At 54.1% G+C, this 21,696-nt stretch carries 15 protein-coding genes, 4 tRNA genes, 3 rRNA genes and 1 riboswitch; of the genes, 15 read left to right on the top strand and 7 right to left on the bottom strand.

Annotated features, from left to right (window positions below):
• The 3 genes from fsa to ppc all read right to left on the bottom strand — a co-directional run bounded on the left by fsa (position 1) and on the right by ppc (position 4,302).
• A complete protein-coding gene (gene fsa / locus ACMGGX_RS09240) occupies positions 1-663 on the bottom strand; it encodes a fructose-6-phosphate aldolase (RefSeq protein ID WP_420298295.1) in 663 nt (220 codons plus the stop codon).
• A 128-nt stretch (positions 664-791) separates the two neighbouring features.
• Positions 792-1,556, bottom strand: a complete 765-nt coding sequence (locus ACMGGX_RS09235) for a helix-turn-helix transcriptional regulator (RefSeq protein WP_420298294.1) — start codon at positions 1,554-1,556, stop codon at positions 792-794.
• Between the two features lie 94 nt (positions 1,557-1,650).
• Positions 1,651-4,302: a phosphoenolpyruvate carboxylase gene (ppc, locus tag ACMGGX_RS09230; RefSeq protein ID WP_023309665.1), complete on the bottom strand. Its 2,652-nt coding sequence runs from the start codon at positions 4,300-4,302 to the stop codon at positions 1,651-1,653.
• 490 nt (positions 4,303-4,792) lie between these two features.
• Here ppc and oxyR point away from each other — a divergent pair, with 490 nt between their 5' ends.
• On the top strand, positions 4,793-5,710 hold the full coding sequence (oxyR, locus tag ACMGGX_RS09225) for a DNA-binding transcriptional regulator OxyR (RefSeq protein WP_023309664.1): 918 nt from the start codon (positions 4,793-4,795) through the stop codon (positions 5,708-5,710).
• Here oxyR and sthA read toward each other — a convergent pair.
• Positions 5,693-7,093: a Si-specific NAD(P)(+) transhydrogenase gene (sthA, locus tag ACMGGX_RS09220; RefSeq protein ID WP_023333838.1), complete on the bottom strand. Its 1,401-nt coding sequence runs from the start codon at positions 7,091-7,093 to the stop codon at positions 5,693-5,695. The genes oxyR and sthA overlap by 18 nt on opposite strands.
• A gap of 196 nt (positions 7,094-7,289) precedes the next feature.
• Between sthA and fabR the strand changes: the two genes are divergently transcribed.
• Positions 7,290-7,928 (top strand): HTH-type transcriptional repressor FabR, encoded by a 639-nt coding sequence (fabR, locus tag ACMGGX_RS09215; protein WP_008501784.1) that lies wholly within the window; start codon positions 7,290-7,292, stop codon positions 7,926-7,928.
• Between the two features lie 9 nt (positions 7,929-7,937).
• Positions 7,938-8,297: a YijD family membrane protein gene (locus tag ACMGGX_RS09210; RefSeq protein WP_008501783.1), complete on the top strand. Its 360-nt coding sequence runs from the start codon at positions 7,938-7,940 to the stop codon at positions 8,295-8,297.
• A 79-nt stretch (positions 8,298-8,376) separates the two neighbouring features.
• Here the strand turns inward: ACMGGX_RS09210 and trmA are convergent, their stop codons facing one another.
• Positions 8,377-9,477, bottom strand: a complete 1,101-nt coding sequence (gene trmA, locus ACMGGX_RS09205) for a tRNA (uridine(54)-C5)-methyltransferase TrmA (protein WP_047059188.1) — start codon at positions 9,475-9,477, stop codon at positions 8,377-8,379.
• A gap of 104 nt (positions 9,478-9,581) precedes the next feature.
• Positions 9,582-9,758, top strand: a riboswitch (cobalamin riboswitch).
• 65 nt (positions 9,759-9,823) lie between these two features.
• Between trmA and btuB the strand changes: the two genes are divergently transcribed.
• The 9 genes from btuB (at position 9,824) to ACMGGX_RS09160 (ending at position 18,189) form a co-directional block, all read left to right on the top strand.
• On the top strand, positions 9,824-11,671 hold the full coding sequence (gene btuB, locus ACMGGX_RS09200) for a TonB-dependent vitamin B12 receptor BtuB (protein ID WP_063439145.1): 1,848 nt from the start codon (positions 9,824-9,826) through the stop codon (positions 11,669-11,671).
• Positions 11,616-12,467: a glutamate racemase gene (gene murI / locus ACMGGX_RS09195; protein ID WP_420298293.1), complete on the top strand. Its 852-nt coding sequence runs from the start codon at positions 11,616-11,618 to the stop codon at positions 12,465-12,467. The genes btuB and murI overlap by 56 nt, the downstream gene beginning before the upstream one ends.
• A gap of 383 nt (positions 12,468-12,850) precedes the next feature.
• A 16S ribosomal RNA gene (locus ACMGGX_RS09190) occupies positions 12,851-14,390 on the top strand.
• A gap of 69 nt (positions 14,391-14,459) precedes the next feature.
• Positions 14,460-14,536: transfer RNA gene (locus tag ACMGGX_RS09185), tRNA-Ile, on the top strand.
• Positions 14,537-14,578: 42 nt separating this feature from the next.
• A tRNA-Ala gene (locus ACMGGX_RS09180) sits at positions 14,579-14,654 on the top strand.
• A gap of 181 nt (positions 14,655-14,835) precedes the next feature.
• A 23S ribosomal RNA gene (locus tag ACMGGX_RS09175) occupies positions 14,836-17,741 on the top strand.
• A gap of 71 nt (positions 17,742-17,812) precedes the next feature.
• A 5S ribosomal RNA gene (rrf, locus tag ACMGGX_RS09170) occupies positions 17,813-17,928 on the top strand.
• Together the 16S, 23S and 5S rRNA genes with 4 tRNA genes alongside form the textbook arrangement of a ribosomal RNA operon.
• A 55-nt stretch (positions 17,929-17,983) precedes the next feature.
• Positions 17,984-18,060, top strand: a tRNA-Asp gene (locus tag ACMGGX_RS09165).
• 53 nt (positions 18,061-18,113) lie between these two features.
• Positions 18,114-18,189, top strand: a tRNA-Trp gene (locus tag ACMGGX_RS09160).
• A 99-nt stretch (positions 18,190-18,288) separates the two neighbouring features.
• Here the strand turns inward: ACMGGX_RS09160 and hdfR are convergent.
• Positions 18,289-19,110: an HTH-type transcriptional regulator HdfR gene (gene hdfR, locus ACMGGX_RS09155; protein ID WP_023309659.1), complete on the bottom strand. Its 822-nt coding sequence runs from the start codon at positions 19,108-19,110 to the stop codon at positions 18,289-18,291.
• 118 nt (positions 19,111-19,228) lie between these two features.
• On the opposite strand from hdfR, the gene ACMGGX_RS09150 reads away from it, so the two are divergent.
• A complete protein-coding gene (locus ACMGGX_RS09150; RefSeq protein WP_023309658.1) occupies positions 19,229-19,567 on the top strand; it encodes a DUF413 domain-containing protein in 339 nt (112 codons plus the stop codon).
• A 30-nt stretch (positions 19,568-19,597) separates the two neighbouring features.
• Here the strand turns inward: ACMGGX_RS09150 and ACMGGX_RS09145 are convergent, their stop codons facing one another.
• Positions 19,598-21,118 (bottom strand): YifB family Mg chelatase-like AAA ATPase, encoded by a 1,521-nt coding sequence (locus ACMGGX_RS09145; RefSeq protein ID WP_420298292.1) that lies wholly within the window; start codon positions 21,116-21,118, stop codon positions 19,598-19,600.
• A 342-nt stretch (positions 21,119-21,460) separates the two neighbouring features.
• Here ACMGGX_RS09145 and ilvL point away from each other — a divergent pair, with 342 nt between their 5' ends.
• Positions 21,461-21,559, top strand: a complete 99-nt coding sequence (gene ilvL, locus ACMGGX_RS09140) for an ilv operon leader peptide (protein ID WP_001311244.1) — start codon at positions 21,461-21,463, stop codon at positions 21,557-21,559.
• Positions 21,560-21,645: 86 nt separating this feature from the next.
• On the top strand, positions 21,646-21,696 hold the full coding sequence (gene ilvX, locus ACMGGX_RS09135; protein ID WP_166792073.1) for a peptide IlvX: 51 nt from the start codon (positions 21,646-21,648) through the stop codon (positions 21,694-21,696).

Below are 21,696 nucleotides of genomic sequence, written 5' to 3'. Positions count from 1 at the left end.
TTAGAGGTTGAGGTTACCAAACGCGTTTTTCCAGTCCTGCTCGAACTTCTCTATGGCTGACTCTACCGCTGGCGTGCCGAGCATTTGTTGCGCTACGTCTAAGGGAAGCGTGATTGCCTCGCATCCCGCCAGCAGGCAGTCCAGCGCCTGCCGCGGCGTTTTGAAGCTGGCGGCCAGCACTTTGCTTTCCGGCGCGTGCAATTCCAGCAGGGATTGCAGCTCCTGGACCATGCGAATGCCGTCACCGCCCTGCGCGTCAACGCGGTTTACATACGGCGCGACATATTTCGCGCCTGCCAGCGCGGCGAGCAGGCCCTGTGCCGCGCCGTAAACGGCGGTCCCAAGCGTGGTTATCCCTTCTTTTTTCAATGCTTTAATCGCGATGAGCCCCTGAGCCGTCACCGGGATTTTCACCACGATGCCAGGGACCGTGTTACTCAGGCGTTTGGCCTCCGCCACCATCCCTTCGGCATCGCGGCTCATGGTTTGAGCAAACAGCGTGCCTTCCGGTCCGATGGCTTTTTGCAGACGCGGCAGCACGTCCCAGATGGATTCACGGCTGGCGGCAACGATGCTCGGGTTGGTGGTGACGCCCGCAATGGGGAAAACGCGCGCCAGGCGTTCAACTTCCGCCACGTTGGCGGTATCCAGGTACAGTTCCATTATTTTTCCTTAAGTCAGAAAGGTTGAATAAAGGATAAGGCGCGGGCAGGCAGGGCGGATACAGGCCAATTTTGCCAAATACTGGACAAATGTAATGTCCTTAGCGAAGTGCGAGAGCGATCACAATGCTATTTTTTGGTGGTCAGCTCGCTGTGATACTGGCGACGATATTCGGAAGGAGAGCGTTCGGTGTGCTTGCGAAAGAGACGGCAGAAGTAATTGCTGTCTGTAAACCCGCAGCTTGCGGCGATATCTTTGATTTTAAGATCGTAGCCTTTCAGCAGCTGGCGCGCGTGTTCGAGTCGCGTTTGGGTCAGGTATTCGTTGAACCCCACGTTGCCAATCTTCTGAAAGAGGTGGGAAAGGTAGTTCGGCGAGACGTAGAACGCCTGCGCTACGGATTCACGGGTTAACGCCGAAGCATGATGTTCTTCGATGAAGCGGCGAATGGCCTCAAACAGGGCGCGGCTGCGGCTGGCGGTGTGGATATCGCTGCCAAGCAGATCCCGGCAGTGGCTGAGCAAGCTTAATACCACCAGTATCGCGGTCTCTTGCTCATCAGGCTGCATCTGTAATTCGGTTAGCGTCTGCAGAAGAAAAGCACCCGTTCGTGGACCGCGGCGGGCAACCTGGAGCTGCTGCACAAGCGTATTGTCATGCTGTAACTCGATAGTCAGCAGCTGCTTACCGAAATGTATGCTCAGGGCGTCAGGCGATGGCTGCGTTATGTGTCCAAAGGATGAAAATATCGCCTCACAGGAGGTATCAAGGGTAATGACGAGGCAGGGAGATGTTCGGGTGTACTGTTCAGACAGCGCTGAGAAATGAATCTGGCCCAGCGGTAGCGTGCGGTTCACCAGGTCTGCCAAAAGTCGGGTGATATCGGAATGCATGAGAAGACTACCGAAATGTGCCGGGTGGCGCTAACGCTTACCCGGCCTACCAGTCACAGGTCCGGGCAAGCGCGGCGCCGCCAGGCATAGAGTATTAGCCGGTGTTGCGCATGCCCGCAGCAACGCCCGCAATCGTCACCATCAGCGCCTGTTCAACGCGCGGATCCGGCTCTTTACCTTCTTCTTCCGCCAGACGCGAACGGTGCAGCAGCTCTGCCTGCAGGACGTTCAGCGGGTCGGTGTAGATGTTACGCAGCTGAATAGACTCGGCAATCCACGGCAGGTCCGCCATCAGATGTGAGTCGTTGGCGATGTCCAGCACCACTTTGATGTCGCCTTCCAGCAGTTCGCGCAGCTCTTTACCCAGCGCCCACAGCTCTGGCTTCACCAGACGCTGGTCGTAGTATTCCGCCAGCCACAGGTCGGCTTTCGAGAAGACCATCTCCAGCATGCCCAGACGGGTAGAGAAGAACGGCCAGTCGCGGCACATGGTTTCCAGTTCGTTCTGTTTACCGTCTTCCACCACTTTTTGCAGCGCGGCACCGGCACCCAGCCAGGCGGGCAGCATCAAACGGTTCTGCGTCCAGGCGAAGATCCACGGGATCGCGCGCAGAGACTCTACGCCACCGGTCGGGCGACGCTTAGCAGGACGTGAGCCCAGCGGCAGTTTACCCAGCTCCTGCTCAGGCGTGGCCGAGCGGAAGTAAGGAACGAAATCTTTGTTTTCACGCACGTAGCCGCGGTACAGATCGCAGGAGATATCAGACAGCTCGTCCATGATATGGCACCAGGATGCTTTCGGCTCCGGCGGCGGCAGCAGGTTTGCTTCCAGAATGGCGCTGGTGTAAAGCGACAGGCTGCTGATGGTCACTTCCGGCAGACCGTACTTGAAGCGGATCATCTCGCCCTGCTCGGTGACGCGCAGGCCGCCTTTCAGGCTTCCCGGCGGCTGCGACAGCAGCGCTGCGTGTGCTGGCGCGCCGCCACGGCCAATCGAGCCACCGCGTCCGTGGAACAGGGTCAGCTCAATACCGGCTTTCTCGCAGGTTTTGATCAGTGCGTCCTGCGCCTGATACTGCGCCCAGGATGCCGCCATCACGCCCGCATCTTTCGCGGAGTCGGAATAGCCAATCATCACCATCTGTTTGCCCTGAATAAAGCCGCGGTACCAGTCGATATTCAGCAGTTGGGTCATGACGTCGTTGGCGTTGTTCAGGTCGTCGAGGGTCTCAAACAGCGGGGCGACCGGCAGAGCGTAGTCGATTCCCGCTTCTTTCAGCAGAAGGTGAACGCCCAGCACGTCGGACGGCGTCTTCGCCATGGAGATCACATAGGCGGCCACCGATCCTTTCGGCGCGTCCACGATCGCTTTACAGGTGTTGAGTACTTCGCGGGTTTCGTTGCTTGGCTCCCAGTTGCGCGGCAGCAGAGGGCGCTTCGAGTTCAGCTCGCGGATCAGGAAGGCCTGTTTGTCGGCTTCGGACCAGCTTTCATAGTCGCCGATGCCGAGATAGCGGGTCAGCTCGCCCAGCGCTTCGGTATGACGGGTACTTTCCTGACGTACGTCGATACGCACCAGCGGCACGCCGAAGCACTTCACGCGGCGCAGGGTATCGAGCAGTTCGCCGTTAGCGATGATGCCCATCCCGCAGGCCTGCAGTGATTTATAGCAGGCGTAGAGCGGCTCCCAGAGCTGTTCGTTCTGGCTGAGCAGACCTTCTGGTTTTGGCAGGCGCTGACCTTTCAGACGCGCTTCCAGCCAGGCCTGGGTAGCCATCAGCTGACCACGCAGTTTCTTCATCAGGAAACGGTACGGCTCGCTGGCGCCTTCTTCTCCGGCCAGCGCGCGCAGTTCCGGCGTCGCTTCAACCATCGATAGCTCGGAGATCAGCACCTGAATATCTTTCAGGAACAGGTCGGTCGCTTTCCAGCGGCTCAGCAGCAGGACGTGACGGGTAATTTCTGCGGTCACGTTCGGGTTGCCGTCGCGGTCGCCGCCCATCCAGGAGGTGAAGCGGACCGGAACGAAGTCGACCGGCAGGCGGTAGCCGAGGTTCTCTTCCAGCTGTTCGTTCAGCTCGCGCAGGTAGTTAGGCACCCCTTCCCACAGGCTGTTTTCCACCACTGCAAAGCCCCATTTGGCTTCGTCGACCGGGCTTGGACGATGCTTACGAATTTCATCGGTGTGCCAGGACTGGGCAATCAGCTGGCGCAGACGGCGCATCAGCTGGTTGCGTTCGTAGTCGGCAATGTCTTTGTTATCCAACTGCTTCAGACAGTTGTTCACTTCCACCATTTTGTGGATCAGGGTGCGACGGGTAATTTCAGTGGGGTGTGCGGTCAGCACCAGCTCCAGCGAAAGTGACTCCACCGCTTTTTTAATGGTGGCTTCGTTGAGGTCTGGCTGGTCTTTCAGTTTACGCAGGGTGCGGGCAATGACTTCCGGGTTGCTTGCCGCTTCGCCATTTGGCGAAATGCTGTGGTATTGCTCAGCGGTGTTTGCCAGGTTCAGGAACTGGCTGAATGCGCGTGCAACGGGCAGCAGCTCATCGTTAGAGAGGTTCTGCAAGGTGGTGAGCAGCTCCTGACGACTGGCCTCGTTACCGGCACGGGAAGATTTAGACAGCTTGCGGATGGTTTCAACGCGGTCAAGGATGTTCTCCCCCAACGCGTCTTTGATGGTATCTCCAAGCACTTTGCCGAGCATACTGACATTACTACGCAACGCGGAATATTGTTCGTTCATAAAAACCCAGTCACCCCATCATTTTTGTTTATGCCCAGGCGAAAATTTTCTGGACATTATTTTGTCATCTCCCTTTATAAAGCCACGTAAAACCCCCGTCGTCAATTGCTGCGAAAACGGTTCAGCAAACGAATAAATACGGGCAATTTACGAAATTTAATTCCCATTGCGCCAGATAAGAGATGCTTATGAAAATGTCACGGGGAAAAGGGGTAAACACGAAAAATGGCAGCTTCGGTTGCCATTTTGCTTTTATCTGCGGGTTTTTTTACGCAAAAAAAAAAGCGGACCACGGGGTCCGCAAAAGTTCACGTTGGCTTTAGTTGTTCGAGTTTTGAGAGAAACTCGCTGACGGTGCGGGGACGTCAAGGGTCAAACACGTGCCGCCTCGTCTATGTGGTGTATTATTCAACAGAATGCTTGATAGGGATAATCGTTCGTTGCTATGCTATCTATCGCCATGAACTATCGTGGCGACGGAGGATGAATAATGAATATTCGTGATCTTGAATACCTGGTAGCGTTAGCCGAGCATCGTCACTTTCGCCGCGCGGCAGACTCCTGCCACGTCAGCCAGCCCACGCTGAGCGGTCAGATCCGCAAGCTGGAAGACGAGCTGGGCGTGATGCTGCTGGAGCGCACCAGTCGTAAGGTTCTGTTCACACAGGCAGGTCTGCTGCTAGTGGATCAGGCGCGCACCGTGCTGCGCGAGGTCAAAGTGCTCAAGGAAATGGCAAGCCAGCAGGGGGAGGCGATGTCCGGCCCGCTGCATATTGGCCTGATCCCAACCGTTGGCCCGTACCTGTTGCCGCACATCATTCCGATGCTGCACCAGACGTTCCCGAAACTCGAAATGTACCTGCATGAAGCGCAAACCCATCAGCTGCTGGCGCAGTTAGACAGCGGCAAGCTCGATTGCGCCATTCTGGCGCTGGTGAAAGAGAGTGAAGCCTTTATTGAAGTGCCGCTGTTCGATGAGCCGATGATGCTGGCGATCTATGAAGATCACCCGTGGGCGAACCGCGATCGCGTACCGATGGCCGATCTGGCCGGTGAAAAGCTGCTGATGCTGGAAGATGGGCACTGCCTGCGCGATCAGGCGATGGGCTTTTGCTTTGAAGCGGGTGCGGATGAAGATACCCATTTCCGCGCAACCAGCCTGGAAACGCTGCGTAATATGGTCGCGGCGGGAAGCGGTATTACGCTGCTGCCTGCGCTGGCCGTGCCGCGCGAGCGTAAACGTGATGGCGTGGTTTATCTGCCGTGCATTAAGCCTGAGCCGCGTCGCACTATCGGCCTGGTGTATCGTCCGGGTTCACCGCTGCGCAGCCGCTATGAGCAGCTGGCAGAGGCCATCCGCGGTTCGATGGATGGCCATTTCGACAGCGCGTTAAAACAGGCGGTTTAAGCCGTTCAGCGCGGCTACCCGATAGGCTTCCGCCATGGTCGGGTAGTTAAAGGTGGTGTTAACGAAGTACTCAATGGTGTTACCACCGCCTTTCTGCTCCATTATCGCCTGGCCGATATGAATGATTTCCGCCGCGCGTTCACCAAAGCAGTGAATGCCGAGGATCTCTTTCGTCTCGCGATGGAACAGGATCTTCAGCGTTCCCACGCTCATCCCCACGATTTGCGCCCGCGCCAGATGTTTAAACTGGGCACGTCCCACCTCGTAAGGCACCTTCATTGACGTCAGCTGCTGCTCGGTTTTCCCGACTGAACTGATTTCCGGGATGGTATAGATGCCCGTCGGAATATCTTCGATCAGGTGCGCCGTCGCTTCGCCTTTTACCAGCGCCTGTGCGGCAATGCGTCCCTGGTCGTAAGCGGCAGAGGCCAGGCTCGGGTAGCCAATCACGTCGCCAACCGCGTAAACGTGCGGCAGGGCGGTCTGGTACATGCTGTTGACCTTCAGCTGACCACGGCTGTCGGTTTCAAGACCGATGTTCTGCAATTGCAGTGAATCGGTGTTGCCGGTTCGGCCGTTGGCGTACAGCAGGCAGTCTGCTTTCAGCTTCTTACCGGACTTCAGGTGCATGATCACCCCGTCGTCACAGCCTTCGATTTTCTCGTACTCTTCGTTGTGGCGAATCACCACGCCGCTGTTCCAGAAGTGGTAGGAGAGGGAATCCGACATCTCCTGATCGAGGAACGCCAGGAGGCGGTCACGGGTGTTGATCAGGTCAACTTTGACGTCCATTCCGCGGAAGATCGACGCATATTCGCAACCAATCACCCCTGCGCCATAGATAATAACGTGGCGGGGTTCATGGTGCAGGCTCAGAATCGAGTCGCTGTCGTAGACGCGCGGGTGCGAGAAGTCCACGTCGGCGGGATGGTAAGGGCGCGAGCCGCAGGCGATCACAAATTTTTCAGCCGTGATGGTTTCAACCGAACCGTCGTGGCATTCGAGTGCCAGGGTGTGTTCATCCACAAAATGCGCATTGCCCTGCAAAATTTCACAATGGTTACGCTCATAAAATCCCTGACGCATGCGTGTCTGCTGGTTAATAACGGTATCCGCATGATTCAGGATGTCAGCAAAGGATGAACGAAGAAGTCGGGAGTGGTCGCTGTAAAGAGGGTTCTGGTTAAATTCGATAATGCGGCTAACGGCGTGGCGGAGGGCTTTCGAAGGGATGGTGCCCCAGTGGGTGCAACCGCCGCCGACATTATGGTAGCGCTCGATGACCGCTACTCTGGCTCCCTGTTTCACCAGACCCATAGCAGCACCTTCGCCGCCGGGGCCGGAACCAATAACTATTGCGTCGTAATCGTAGGAATGTGGCATGGTAAGGCTTACCTGTTCTTATACATAAAAGCAACAGAATCATAACATCATTGCCAGGGTAACCCAATTATCGTTGTGCTTTTTTCGGGCAGTGGAGCACAAACCGCACGTAAACAATCATTCACAAAGCCAGGCAAACAGATTAATTTTATTCTCTGGTATAGTGCCATCAGGCCTTTGGAAGGATTCAACTATCGTGATGGGCGTAAGAGCACAACAAAAAGAGAAAACCCGGCGTTCGCTGGTGGAAGCCGCATTCAGTCAACTGAGTGCTGAGCGGAGTTTTGCCAGTTTGAGCCTGCGCGAAGTCGCACGCGAGGCCGGGATTGCGCCAACGTCCTTCTATCGTCATTTCCGTGATGTGGATGAACTGGGCCTGACCATGGTCGACGAGAGCGGTCTGATGCTGCGCCAGCTGATGCGCCAGGCGCGTCAGCGTATCGCCAAAGGGGGCAGCGTGATCCGCACCTCCGTATCGACCTTTATGGAATTTATCGGCAATAACCCCAACGCGTTTCGTCTTCTTCTGCGCGAGCGTTCGGGCACATCGGCGGCGTTTCGTGCCGCCGTCGCGCGTGAAATTCAGCACTTCATCGCGGAACTTGCCGACTATCTTGAACTCGAAAACCATATGCCGCGTGCGTTTACTGAAGCACAGGCCGAGGCGATGGTGACGATTGTTTTCAGCGCGGGTGCCGAAGCGCTGGATGTCAGCATTGAACAACGCAAACAGCTCGAAGAGCGGCTGGTATTGCAGCTCAGGATGATCTCCAAAGGCGCGTACTACTGGTATCGCCGTGAACAAGAGAAACTGGCACATCAAACCGAAGAGTGAAGGTGAGTAATGAAACAGTCAGGTCAGGATAAAGGGACGCTGTTGCTGGCATTGATCGCTGGCTTATCCATTAATGGTACGTTTGCCGCTATTTTTAGCTCAATCGTTCCATTTTCGATTTTCCCGCTTATTGCGCTGGTGCTGACGGTTTACTGCCTGCATCAACGTTACCTGAACCGCACCATGCCGGTGGGGTTACCGGGGCTGGCCGCTGCCTGCTTTATTCTGGGCGTATTGCTGTATAGCACCGTGGTTCGCGCGGAGTATCCGGATATCGGCTCTAACTTCTTCCCTGCCGTACTGTCTGTGGCGCTGGTGTTCTGGATTGGCTCGCGCATGCGTAGCCGTAAGAGCCAGTTACCAGAGTAATGAATTATTTGTAGGGCAGGTAAGCGAAGCGCCACCTGCCAAAAACGCCGGATGGCGCTACGCTTATCCGGCCTACAGATCACCGTGCGGTAAGTAAAACGCCGCACTCCATATGGTGCGTATACGGGAACTGATCGAACAGCGCCAGACGTTCAACCTTGTGCGTCTGGCCTAATGTTTCGAGGTTCTTGCACAGCGTCTCCGGGTTACAGGAGATGTACAAAATACGCGGGTACGCCTGCACCATCTTCTCGGTTTCGCTGTCCAGGCCACTGCGCGGCGGGTCGACAAAAATCGTCTCACACTGGTAGCTCTTGAGATCGATCCCTTCCAGACGGTTAAACTGGCGTACGCCGTTCATGGCCTGCGTGAACTCTTCTGCGGCCATACGAACGATCTGCACGTTGTCGATATGGTTAGCGGCAATGTTGTACTGCGCGGCAGCCACCGACGGCTTTGCGATTTCCGTTGCCAGCACGCGATCGAAGTTACGCGCCAGCGCCAGCGAGAAGTTGCCGTTACCGCAGTAGAGCTCAAGCAGATCGCCCGTTGACCCTTCCGTCGCCTTCAGCGCCCACTCCAGCATCTGCACGTTCATCGCAGCGTTCGGCTGGGTGAAGCTGTTCTCTACCTGACGATACACCATCTCTTTACCTGCCACCGGTAGGCGCTCGTCGATGTAGTCCTGATCCAGCATGATTTTGGTTTTGGTCGCCCGGCCAATCAGGTGAACGTTGATGTTCTGCGCGCGCAGCGCATCGCGCAGCGCTTCTGCCTGCTCGCGCCACTCGTCGTTAAGCGCTTTGTGGTACAGCAGAGAGACAATTGCCTGATTGCTTTGCGTGGTCAGGTAGTCAATCTGGAACAGCTTGTTACGCAGTACCGGATTGTTGCGCACGCCGTCCATTATCAACGTCATCAACTGGTTAATGAGCTCGCTCGCCGCCGGAAAGCTGTCCACGCGGATACGGGACTTCGTCTGCTGATCGAAAATGATGTGGTACAGGTCGTCGCCGTCGTGCCAGATGCGGAATTCGGCGCGCATGCGGTAGTGGCTGACGGGAGAGCGGAACACCTCGGGAACGGGCGCGTTGAAAGGCGTCATCATACTTTGCAGGCGGACGACTTTCTCTGCCAGCTGCGCGTCGTACTGTTCTGTCGGGAGGTGTTCTGGGGTCATGATGCGTCCTGAGTGATAAAGAATTACGCGGGGATTGTAGGCATTGTTCAGGGGATGTCCAGATTTAATGGGCAATAGCTGTCTGGACATCCATACGTGTCTAATTGTAGCATTCTGTTTCCGGTCTCCTGAGAGTGAAAAGGGAATCCAGTGTAAATCTGGAGCTGACGCGCAGCGGTAAAGTCTGGCGGGATGAGCGTTGTAGACACTGTGAAAATGGGAAGTCTTCATCCTTATATAGCCACCTAGCCCGAAGACCTGCCGGGATTACGTCGCATTTGGTTTCATCATCGCGTGCTATCGATGAGGCCTGCGGCATCCTTCTTATATTGTGGATGCTTTAACAATGATTAAAAAAGTATCGCTGTTGACGGCGTTGTCCGTCACGGCATTTTCGGGCTGGGCGCAGGATAGCGCCGACTCGTTGGTGGTGACGGCAAATCGTTTTGAACAACCTGAAAAAACTATTCTGGCTGCAACCTCAGTGGTTACGCGTGCCGATATTGACCGTTGGCAATCAACCTCAGTCCTGGATGTTATGCGTCGCCTGCCCGGCGTGGATACGGCGCAAAGTGGCGGGATGGGGCAACTCTCTTCTCTCTTTATACGTGGCACCAACTCCAGCCACGTCCTGATCCTTGTTGATGGGATCCGCCTTAACCAGGCGGGCGTCACGGGGTCGTCCGATCTCAGCCAGTTCCCGATCTCCCTGGTGCAGCGTATCGAATATGTTCGTGGACCGCGTTCGGCGGTATACGGCTCGGACGCGATCGGCGGAGTCGTAAACATTATTACCACTCGCGCGAAGGACGGTACCACGCTGAATGCTGGTGTAGGGTCGCATGGTTACCAGAATTATGGCGGCAGTACTCAGCAAACATTGGGCGACAGCACGCGCGTCACGCTTGCGGGTGATTACACCTATACCAAAGGGTTTGATGTGGTTGCGGACGGCAACAATGGTGGCCTTGCCCAGACCGATCGCGACGGCTTTATGAATAAAACGCTCTATGGTGCAGTGGATCACGCATTCTCGGAGCAGTGGAGCGGATTTGTTCGCGGCTTTGGCTATAGCAACCGTACTGCCTACGACGGTTACTACAGCTCATTTACCCCCGATGTACTGGTCGATACCCGCCAGCTCTATAGTCAGACCTGGGATGCAGGATTGCGCTTCAACGATGACATCTTCCATTCACAGCTGCTCACCAGCTATAGCCACAGCAAGGACTATAACTACGACCCAAATCTGGGCCGCTACGATTCGACAGCCACCCTGGATGAAATCAAACAGTACAACGTCCAGTGGCTGAACTCCGTTGATGTTGGCCATGGAAACATTGGCGCGGGCGTTGACTGGCAGAAGCAGAGCACCGAGCCGGGTACAAACTACGTGACCAACGGCTACGACCTGCGTAACACCGGCGTTTACCTGACCGGGCTGCAGCAGTTTGGTGACTTCACTCTGGAAGGTGCGGTTCGCAGCGATGACAACTCTCAGTTCGGTCGTCATGGCACCTGGCAAAGTAGTGCGGCCTGGGAGTTCGTGGAGGGTTACCGCTTCGTTGCTTCTTATGGTACGGCCTATAAGGCTCCGAATCTGGGTCAACTCTATGGTTTCTATGGCAATGACCATCTTGATCCAGAAGAGAGTAAGCAGTGGGAAGGTGCGTTTGAAGGCCTGACGGCCGGCGTGAGCTGGCGCGTCTCCGGCTACCGTAATGACGTCGATAATCTCATCGACTTCGATAATAACCTTCAGCAATATTACAACGTCGGTAAAGCGCGCATTAAAGGTGTGGAAGCGACAGCATCGTTTGATACGGGTCCGTTGACGCATACTGTTGGCTACGATTATGTGGATGCCCGCAATGCCGCAACCAACGAACTTCTGGACCGTCGTGCTAAGCAGCAGGTGAAATATCAGCTCGACACGCAGATCTATGATTTCGACTGGAGCCTGACTTATCACTATCTCGGTACGCGTTACGACACTGACTTTGGTGCTTATCCGTCTGAGAAAGTAAAAATGGGCGGTGTCAGCCTGTGGGATGTCGCAGTTTCGTATCCTGTCACCTCACATCTCACAGTTCGTGGTAAAATAGCCAACCTGTTCGATAAAGATTACGAGACAGTTTATGGCTACCAAACTGCAGGACGGGAATATACCTTGTCTGGCAGCTACACCTTCTAATCCGCGTCCCACCGTGCTGGTGTTTGATTCCGGCGTCGGTGGGCTTTCGGTCTATGATGAGATTCGGCATCTCCTGCCGGATCTCCATTACATCTACGCCTTCGATAACGTCGCTTTCCCGTATGGGGAAAAGAGCGAAGATTTTATTGTTGAGCGTGTGGTTGAAATTGTCACCACGGTACAAAAGCGCTATCACCTTGCGCTGGCCGTCATCGCCTGTAATACGGCGAGCACCGTTTCTCTTCCCGCCCTGCGTGAAAAATTCCAGTTCCCGGTTGTGGGCGTTGTTCCTGCGATAAAGCCTGCCGCGCGCCTGACGGCGAACGGCATTGTGGGTTTGCTGGCAACGCGAGGCACGGTAAAGCGTCCTTATACCCGCGAGCTGATCGACCGTTTTGCCAACGAATGCCAGATTGCGATGCTGGGTTCGGCTGAGCTGGTGGAGATGGCTGAAGCGAAGCTGCATGGAAAAGCGGTATCACTCGACGAGCTGCGTCGTATTCTTCGTCCGTGGCTGCGGATGCCCGAACCTCCGGATACCGTTGTGCTGGGCTGCACCCACTTCCCGCTATTACAGGAAGAGCTATTAGAGGTGTTGCCGGAGGGGACGCGCCTGGTGGATTCCGGCGCGGCTATCGCTCGTCGTACGGCCTGGCTGCTGGAGCATGAAGCGCCGGATGCGAAATCTACCGATGCGAATATCGCGTTTTGTATGGCCATCACGAAAGAGACTGAGCAACTTTTACCCGTTTTACGCCGTTATGGCTTTGAAACGCTCGAAAAACTGGCGCTGTAGCACGGTTTTGAGCAAAAAAGAGACGGTTGATAGTTTTTTTTAAAAGAGGGGTTGTCAACGTCTGAGAACTCCCTATAATGCGCCTCCACTGACACGGAACAACGGCTTACAGGCCGCCGGGTTAGTGGGGTTCAGAGATGAACGCCGGCAGAGAAAAGCAAAAATAATCGCTTGACTCTGAATGAGGAAAACGTAATATACGGGACCTCGCAACGGTGAGCTTAACGCCGCGTTGCAACTGCTCTTTAACAATTTATCAGACAATCTGTGTGGGCACTCAAAGTGACATGGATTCTTAATGTCTTCGGACAATAAATGAATACCAAGTCTCTGAGTGAACATACGTAATTCATTACGAAGTTTAATTCACGAGCATCAAACTTAAATTGAAGAGTTTGATCATGGCTCAGATTGAACGCTGGCGGCAGGCCTAACACATGCAAGTCGAGCGGTAGCACAGGGAGCTTGCTCCTGGGTGACGAGCGGCGGACGGGTGAGTAATGTCTGGGAAACTGCCTGATGGAGGGGGATAACTACTGGAAACGGTAGCTAATACCGCATAACGTCGCAAGACCAAAGAGGGGGACCTTCGGGCCTCTTGCCATCAGATGTGCCCAGATGGGATTAGCTAGTAGGTGGGGTAACGGCTCACCTAGGCGACGATCCCTAGCTGGTCTGAGAGGATGACCAGCCACACTGGAACTGAGACACGGTCCAGACTCCTACGGGAGGCAGCAGTGGGGAATATTGCACAATGGGCGCAAGCCTGATGCAGCCATGCCGCGTGTATGAAGAAGGCCTTCGGGTTGTAAAGTACTTTCAGCGGGGAGGAAGGTGCTGAGGTTAATAACCTCAGCAATTGACGTTACCCGCAGAAGAAGCACCGGCTAACTCCGTGCCAGCAGCCGCGGTAATACGGAGGGTGCAAGCGTTAATCGGAATTACTGGGCGTAAAGCGCACGCAGGCGGTCTGTCAAGTCGGATGTGAAATCCCCGGGCTCAACCTGGGAACTGCATTCGAAACTGGCAGGCTAGAGTCTTGTAGAGGGGGGTAGAATTCCAGGTGTAGCGGTGAAATGCGTAGAGATCTGGAGGAATACCGGTGGCGAAGGCGGCCCCCTGGACAAAGACTGACGCTCAGGTGCGAAAGCGTGGGGAGCAAACAGGATTAGATACCCTGGTAGTCCACGCCGTAAACGATGTCGACTTGGAGGTTGTGCCCTTGAGGCGTGGCTTCCGGAGCTAACGCGTTAAGTCGACCGCCTGGGGAGTACGGCCGCAAGGTTAAAACTCAAATGAATTGACGGGGGCCCGCACAAGCGGTGGAGCATGTGGTTTAATTCGATGCAACGCGAAGAACCTTACCTACTCTTGACATCCAGAGAACTTTCCAGAGATGGATTGGTGCCTTCGGGAACTCTGAGACAGGTGCTGCATGGCTGTCGTCAGCTCGTGTTGTGAAATGTTGGGTTAAGTCCCGCAACGAGCGCAACCCTTATCCTTTGTTGCCAGCGGTCCGGCCGGGAACTCAAAGGAGACTGCCAGTGATAAACTGGAGGAAGGTGGGGATGACGTCAAGTCATCATGGCCCTTACGAGTAGGGCTACACACGTGCTACAATGGCGCATACAAAGAGAAGCGACCTCGCGAGAGCAAGCGGACCTCATAAAGTGCGTCGTAGTCCGGATTGGAGTCTGCAACTCGACTCCATGAAGTCGGAATCGCTAGTAATCGTAGATCAGAATGCTACGGTGAATACGTTCCCGGGCCTTGTACACACCGCCCGTCACACCATGGGAGTGGGTTGCAAAAGAAGTAGGTAGCTTAACCTTCGGGAGGGCGCTTACCACTTTGTGATTCATGACTGGGGTGAAGTCGTAACAAGGTAACCGTAGGGGAACCTGCGGTTGGATCACCTCCTTACCTTAAAGAACCTGCCTTTGCAGTGCTCACACAGATTGTCTGATGAAAAACAGCAGTAAAAATCTCTGCAGGCTTGTAGCTCAGGTGGTTAGAGCGCACCCCTGATAAGGGTGAGGTCGGTGGTTCAAGTCCACTCAGGCCTACCAAACTCCTTTTAAAGGATGAGCGGTACAGAGATTATAAACGATGGGGCTATAGCTCAGCTGGGAGAGCGCCTGCTTTGCACGCAGGAGGTCTGCGGTTCGATCCCGCATAGCTCCACCATCTTTTACTGCGAACCCAAAAAAACTTCAGAGTGAACCTGAAAAGGTGCACTGCGAAGTTTTGCTCTTTAAAAATCTGGATCAAGCTGAAAATTGAAACGACACATCTTAATTGGTGTGTTCGAGTCTCTCAAATTTTCGCAAGTCGATGATGAATCGAAAGAAACATCTTCGGGTTGTGAGGTTAAGCGACTAAGCGTACACGGTGGATGCCCTGGCAGTCAGAGGCGATGAAGGACGTGCTAATCTGCGAAAAGCGCCGGCGAGGTGATATGAACCTTTGACCCGGCGATGTCCGAATGGGGAAACCCAGTGTGATTCGTCACACTATCGTTAACTGAATACATAGGTTAACGAGGCGAACCGGGGGAACTGAAACATCTAAGTACCCCGAGGAAAAGAAATCAACCGAGATTCCCCCAGTAGCGGCGAGCGAACGGGGAGCAGCCCAGAGTCTGAATCAGCTTGTGTGTTAGTGGAAGCGTCTGGAAAGTCGCACGGTACAGGGTGACAGTCCCGTACACGAAAGCACACAGGTTGTGAACTCGAAGAGTAGGGCGGGACACGTGGTATCCTGTCTGAATATGGGGGGACCATCCTCCAAGGCTAAATACTCCTGACTGACCGATAGTGAACCAGTACCGTGAGGGAAAGGCGAAAAGAACCCCGGCGAGGGGAGTGAAAAAGAACCTGAAACCGTGTACGTACAAGCAGTGGGAGCACCTTCGTGGTGTGACTGCGTACCTTTTGTATAATGGGTCAGCGACTTATATTCTGTAGCAAGGTTAACCGTATAGGGGAGCCGAAGGGAAACCGAGTCTTAACTGGGCGTTAAGTTGCAGGGTATAGACCCGAAACCCGGTGATCTAGCCATGGGCAGGTTGAAGGTTGGGTAACACTAACTGGAGGACCGAACCGACTAATGTTGAAAAATTAGCGGATGACTTGTGGCTGGGGGTGAAAGGCCAATCAAACCGGGAGATAGCTGGTTCTCCCCGAAAGCTATTTAGGTAGCGCCTCGTGAACTCATCTTCGGGGGTAGAGCACTGTTTCGGCTAGGGGGCCATCCCGGCTTACCAACCCGATGCAAACTACGAATACCGAAGAATGTTATCACGGGAGACACACGGCGGGTGCTAACGTCCGTCGTGAAGAGGGAAACAACCCAGACCGCCAGCTAAGGTCCCAAAGTCATGGTTAAGTGGGAAACGATGTGGGAAGGCACAGACAGCCAGGATGTTGGCTTAGAAGCAGCCATCATTTAAAGAAAGCGTAATAGCTCACTGGTCGAGTCGGCCTGCGCGGAAGATGTAACGGGGCTAAACCATGCACCGAAGCTGCGGCAGCGACACTTAGGTGTTGTTGGGTAGGGGAGCGTTCTGTAAGCCGTTGAAGGTGTGCTGTGAGGCATGCTGGAGGTATCAGAAGTGCGAATGCTGACATAAGTAACGATAAAGCGGGTGAAAAGCCCGCTCGCCGGAAGACCAAGGGTTCCTGTCCAACGTTAATCGGGGCAGGGTGAGTCGACCCCTAAGGCGAGGCCGAAAGGCGTAGTCGATGGGAAACAGGTTAATATTCCTGTACTTGGTGTTACTGCGAAGGGGGGACGGAGAAGGCTATGTTAGCCGGGCGACGGTTGTCCCGGTTTAAGCATGTAGGCGGAACGATTAGGTAAATCCGGTCGTTTATTAACGCTGAGGTGTGATGACGAGGCACTACGGTGCTGAAGTAACAAATGCCCTGCTTCCAGGAAAAGCCTCTAAGCATCAGGTAACATCAAATCGTACCCCAAACCGACACAGGTGGTCAGGTAGAGAATACCAAGGCGCTTGAGAGAACTCGGGTGAAGGAACTAGGCAAAATGGTGCCGTAACTTCGGGAGAAGGCACGCTGATATGTAGGTGAAGCCCCTGCGGGTGGAGCTGAAATCAGTCGAAGATACCAGCTGGCTGCAACTGTTTATTAAAAACACAGCACTGTGCAAACACGAAAGTGGACGTATACGGTGTGACGCCTGCCCGGTGCCGGAAGGTTAATTGATGGGGTTAGCGGTAACGCGAAGCTCTTGATCGAAGCCCCGGTAAACGGCGGCCGTAACTATAACGGTCCTAAGGTAGCGAAATTCCTTGTCGGGTAAGTTCCGACCTGCACGAATGGCGTAATGATGGCCAGGCTGTCTCCACCCGAGACTCAGTGAAATTGAACTCGCTGTGAAGATGCAGTGTACCCGCGGCAAGACGGAAAGACCCCGTGAACCTTTACTATAGCTTGACACTGAACACTGGTCCTTGATGTGTAGGATAGGTGGGAGGCTTTGAAGCGTGGACGCCAGTCTGCGTGGAGCCGCCCTTGAAATACCACCCTTTAATGGCTGGTGTTCTAACGTAGACCCGTGATCCGGGTTGCGGACAGTGTCTGGTGGGTAGTTTGACTGGGGCGGTCTCCTCCCAAAGAGTAACGGAGGAGCACGAAGGTTAGCTAATCCTGGTCGGACATCAGGAGGTTAGTGCAATGGCATAAGCTAGCTTGACTGCGAGAGTGACGGCTCGAGCAGGTGCGAAAGCAGGTCATAGTGATCCGGTGGTTCTGAATGGAAGGGCCATCGCTCAACGGATAAAAGGTACTCCGGGGATAACAGGCTGATACCGCCCAAGAGTTCATATCGACGGCGGTGTTTGGCACCTCGATGTCGGCTCATCACATCCTGGGGCTGAAGTAGGTCCCAAGGGTATGGCTGTTCGCCATTTAAAGTGGTACGCGAGCTGGGTTTAGAACGTCGTGAGACAGTTCGGTCCCTATCTGCCGTGGGCGCTGGAGAATTGAGGGGGGCTGCTCCTAGTACGAGAGGACCGGAGTGGACGCATCACTGGTGTTCGGGTTGTCATGCCAATGGCACTGCCCGGTAGCTAAATGCGGAAGAGATAAGTGCTGAAAGCATCTAAGCACGAAACTTGCCCCGAGATGAGTTCTCCCTGACCCTTTAAGGGTCCTGAAGGAACGTTGAAGACTACGACGTTGATAGGTCGGGTGTGTAAGCGCAGCGATGCGTTGAGCTAACCGATACTAATGAACCGTGAGGCTTAACCTTACAACGCCGAAGCTGTTTCGGCGAAGAGACAGACAATCAAGTTTCAGCCTGATACAGATTAACAGAATTTGCCTGGCGGCTTTAGCGCGGTGGTCCCACCTGACCCCATGCCGAACTCAGAAGTGAAACGCCGTAGCGCCGATGGTAGTGTGGGGTCTCCCCATGTGAGAGTAGGGAACTGCCAGGCATCAAATTAAGTAGTAAACCGGTGCATAAATCCGGTGGTTACAGCAGTCTTCGGTGGAGCGGTAGTTCAGTCGGTTAGAATACCTGCCTGTCACGCAGGGGGTCGCGGGTTCGAGTCCCGTCCGTTCCGCCACTTATTAAGACATTAAGCCTGCCTTGTTGGCAGGCTTAATGGCAAAAAACTTTAGGGGCGTAGCTCAGTTGGTAGAGCACCGGTCTCCAAAACCGGGTGTCGCGAGTTCGAGTCTCTCCGCCCCTGCCATATAGAATCCTTTGCTTCGGCAAAGGATTTTTTTTTGCCTAAAACATTGCAGAAAACTCTCTTCTTAATTTTCAGCCAGCATCCCTGCTGGCTGATGCATCAATCCATTACATTGATTTTTAATAGATCTTTTATCTGTGATTGCTTATCACTGTTTTGCAGCCAAATTGCATACAGCGGCCTGGTAAGCGTGGTGGAATCCATCACGGTGTGCAGCCCTGCTTTAGTGTCTGCCCAGCGAACAGGTAACCAGGTACAACCTTTCAGCAGGGGCAGCTGCTGACAGGCGATCTCTGCCGAGCTGGTCGTTAACTGCGGAACATCATCAGGTGCAATCAGTCCCGTCTCGTGCTGCTGAAAATCCGGCCCCCATTCCAGGCGTAAATAGGTCAGGTCTGCCTTCATCATCGAAGGTTCAGACGCATAAAGCGCCAGGCCAAACTGGCCCACAATCTGGCTGCTAAATTCGTCCATCTTGGGGGCTTCGGTTGTGATCAGAAGATCAAGCTGACGTTCATGAAGTTGCTTAACCAGCGACTGCCGTTGCGCAATTCTGGCTTCAAATTGCAGGTGGCCGTGTGAATGATACAGCCGGGTAAGCCACTGACTTAGCATGCATTCCCACAGAGAAGCGCTGGCCCCTATCGAGAACTCATTATGCCTCGAAGTATGTGCCACCTCTTTACGTGCCGCCTGCCAGGTATTCATGAGCGTTTCTGCGTACGGCAGCAGTTTCTCACCGGCAGGCGTTAAGCGAATATTGTTGCGATGGCGGGTGAAAAGATTCACACCCAGTTGATTTTCCAGCTGTCGAATACGAAAACTGACTGCTGACTGCGTCAGGTAAAGGGCTTCAGCTGCTCGCCCAAAGTGGCGTGTTCTGCTCACTTCAAGGAAAGTTTTAAGCAATTCCGTATCCACATCTTTCTCCGCAAAATTATTTGTCGTTATGATTTAAATGTTTTGTTTTACACTCTGTCAAGCGTAACTAATACTCCGCGCCATAAATAGCTCGGCCAAAGAATTAGGAGCGTGTAGGATGGCGGAAAGCTTTACGACGACTAATCGTTTTTTCGACAATAAACATTATCCGCGCGGGTTCTCTCGTCACGGCGATTTCACCATCAAAGAAGCTCAACTGCTTGAGCGCCATGGTTATGCCTTTAACGAGCTGGATCTGGGTAAGCGTGAACCTGCAACCGAAGACGAAAAACAGTTTGTTTCTGTTTGCCGTGGTGAGCGTGAGCCGGAGTCCGAAGCGGAACGTGTATGGATCAAATACATGGCGCGCATTAAGCGTCCAAAACGCTTCCATACGCTGTCTGGCGGCAAGCCGCAGATGGAAGGTGCAGAAGACTACACCGAGTCTGATGACTAAAATGAAAAGAAGGGGCTACGGCCCCTTTTTTTATGCCAGCAATTTCTGCAAATGCAGCAGCAAACGATCGATAGCGCGGTAGCTCAGCGCCTCCTGCAAATGCTTTCTCTCAATGTCAGTGCATCCCTCCACGTCAGCAATAGTTCTGGCCACCTTCAGCAAACGCTGCCACGCACGTATGGACAGCCCGAACCGCGTTAACGTTTCCTCGAGCCAGCCCGCATCTTCAACGTTAAGAGAACAAAACTGCCGGATCCCGGCATTATCCAGCCGCGCATTCAGCCTGTTCTGACGAGCGTACTGCCGCGTCTGGGCTGCAACCACCCGTTCGCGTACCTCCGCTGAGCTTTCACCCGTTATGCCCGTTTGCCTGAGGAGACCCGGCGGGGGGAGGGGGATTTCGAGGGATAAATCGAAACGGTCGAGGAACGGGCCGGATAACTTACCCAGATAACGCAACGTCTGCTCTGGCGTACAGCGGTTATGGTTTCCCTGGTAGTGACCCGTCGGGCTGGGATTCATCGCCGCGATTAACTGAAACTGCGCGGGATAGCTTATTTTCGCTCGTGCGCGTGAGATATGTATCTCACCGGATTCAATGGGCTCCCTCAGTGCATCCAGCACGCGGCGCTCAAACTCAGGCAGCTCATCGAGAAACAGAATGCCATTGTGTGCCAGCGAGATCTCACCCGGCCCAGGGATAGACCCGCCGCCGACCATTGCCGTCAGTGAAGCGCTATGATGCGGCGAACGAAAAGGACGGCGGCGCCACTGTTTTTGCAACGACGTCGAACTGATAAGGCTATATATGGCGGCACTTTCCAGCGCTTCATGATTATTGAGCGGTGGAAGTAACCCACTCAACCTGCTTGCCAGCATGGTTTTACCCGTACCCGGCGGGCCAATTAACAGAAGATTGTGTCCACCTGCAGCCGTAATCTCCAGCGCCCGTTTCCCTTGCTCCTGTCCCATAATCTCGCTGAGATCATCTGGTGCATCCGCTATAGCATCATCACACTCCTCCGGCTCGGACAGTTCATGACGCCCTTCCAGCCAGGCACAAACTTCCTGTAAATGCCCTGCGATGAGACACCCCTTCTCGGCGATAAGACTCACTTCTGATGCGTTTTCATTGGCGACAATGATTTGCCGTCCCGCTCGTATGGCTTCCAGCGCTCCCGATATCGCACCGGGAACGCCTCTTAACGCGCCTGTAAGCGCGAGTTCGCCAACGAACTCATACGAGCCTAGCCGTGTCGTATTAAGCTGCTCAGAAGCCGCGAGAAGGGCAATTGCGATAGGTAAATCGTATCGTCCCCCCTCTTTAGGCAGATCGGCGGGGGCAAGGTTGATGGTGATCTTCTTCGCGGGGAAGGTATAACCGCTATTTATTATTGCGCTGCGAACGCGATCCCTGGCCTCTTTAACCGTCGTTTCAGGTAACCCGACAAGAGTGAGTCCGGGTAGCCCATTGCTCAAATGAACCTCGACGGAAATAAGCGGTGCCTTTACCCCGAGAGCCGCACGCGTATAAACAACTGACAGTGACATTTGCACTACCTCCTGGTGTGACTATGCCAGCGCCAGTTTTGTCTGTTTAGCGTCATTTTGCGAATTTACGCCGCCCGTTCAGAGATTTTAGGCGCACACTGAAACCCTTGCATAACCGTGGAAACCTCCTCGCAGAATGTAAAAAGCCCCGTTTTGATGGTAAGAACCGCAGTGAAAAAAATGAAAAATATTCATTTTCTAATTTCCGTATATAAAACAACGGTTTTAAGAAATATGATTCGCTGCCTAATCAAATCCGTCATAAATAAATCTTGTGTTTGATTTAAAAACTGTGATAACTCTTTAGGTATTCCTTCGAACAAGATGCAAAAAGAACTGAAAATGACAGCCCTTCTACGAGTGATTAGCCTGGTCGTGATTAGCGTGGTGGTGATTATTATCCCACCGTGCGGGGCTGCACTTGGACGAGGAAAGGCTTAGAAATCAAGCCTTAACGAACTAAGACCCCCGCACCGAAAGGTCCGGGGGTTTTTTTATGACTAAAAAACGTAAATGAGGAGCAGAGAATGACGACTAGCACAAAATTCTGTTTCTCCCGATTTATGACGGGGAACTAA

Source organism: Enterobacter sp. BNK-29 (assembly GCF_048684785.1).
Lineage (GTDB): Bacteria > Pseudomonadota > Gammaproteobacteria > Enterobacterales > Enterobacteriaceae > Enterobacter > Enterobacter cloacae_M.
Note: the sequence above shows the minus strand (reverse complement) of the source record. Positions and strands in the feature narration are given on the sequence as shown.

Excerpts from the sequence above, each read along its gene's own strand:
- trmA (WP_047059188.1), bottom strand. The coding sequence starts at position 9,477 with ATGACCCCAGAACACCTCCCGACAGAACAGTACGACGCGCAGCTGGCA.
- ppc (WP_023309665.1), bottom strand. The coding sequence starts at position 4,302 with ATGAACGAACAATATTCCGCGTTGCGTAGTAATGTCAGTATGCTCGGC.
- murI (WP_420298293.1), top strand. The coding sequence starts at position 11,616 with ATGGCTACCAAACTGCAGGACGGGAATATACCTTGTCTGGCAGCTACA.
- fsa (WP_420298295.1), bottom strand. The coding sequence starts at position 663 with ATGGAACTGTACCTGGATACCGCCAACGTGGCGGAAGTTGAACGCCTG.
- ACMGGX_RS09235 (WP_420298294.1), bottom strand. The coding sequence starts at position 1,556 with ATGCATTCCGATATCACCCGACTTTTGGCAGACCTGGTGAACCGCACG.
- btuB (WP_063439145.1), top strand. The coding sequence starts at position 9,824 with ATGATTAAAAAAGTATCGCTGTTGACGGCGTTGTCCGTCACGGCATTT.
- oxyR (WP_023309664.1), top strand. The coding sequence starts at position 4,793 with ATGAATATTCGTGATCTTGAATACCTGGTAGCGTTAGCCGAGCATCGT.
- ACMGGX_RS09150 (WP_023309658.1), top strand. The coding sequence starts at position 19,229 with ATGGCGGAAAGCTTTACGACGACTAATCGTTTTTTCGACAATAAACAT.
- ACMGGX_RS09210 (WP_008501783.1), top strand. The coding sequence starts at position 7,938 with ATGAAACAGTCAGGTCAGGATAAAGGGACGCTGTTGCTGGCATTGATC.
- ilvL (WP_001311244.1), top strand. The coding sequence starts at position 21,461 with ATGACAGCCCTTCTACGAGTGATTAGCCTGGTCGTGATTAGCGTGGTG.
- ACMGGX_RS09145 (WP_420298292.1), bottom strand. The coding sequence starts at position 21,118 with ATGTCACTGTCAGTTGTTTATACGCGTGCGGCTCTCGGGGTAAAGGCA.
- sthA (WP_023333838.1), bottom strand. The coding sequence starts at position 7,093 with ATGCCACATTCCTACGATTACGACGCAATAGTTATTGGTTCCGGCCCC.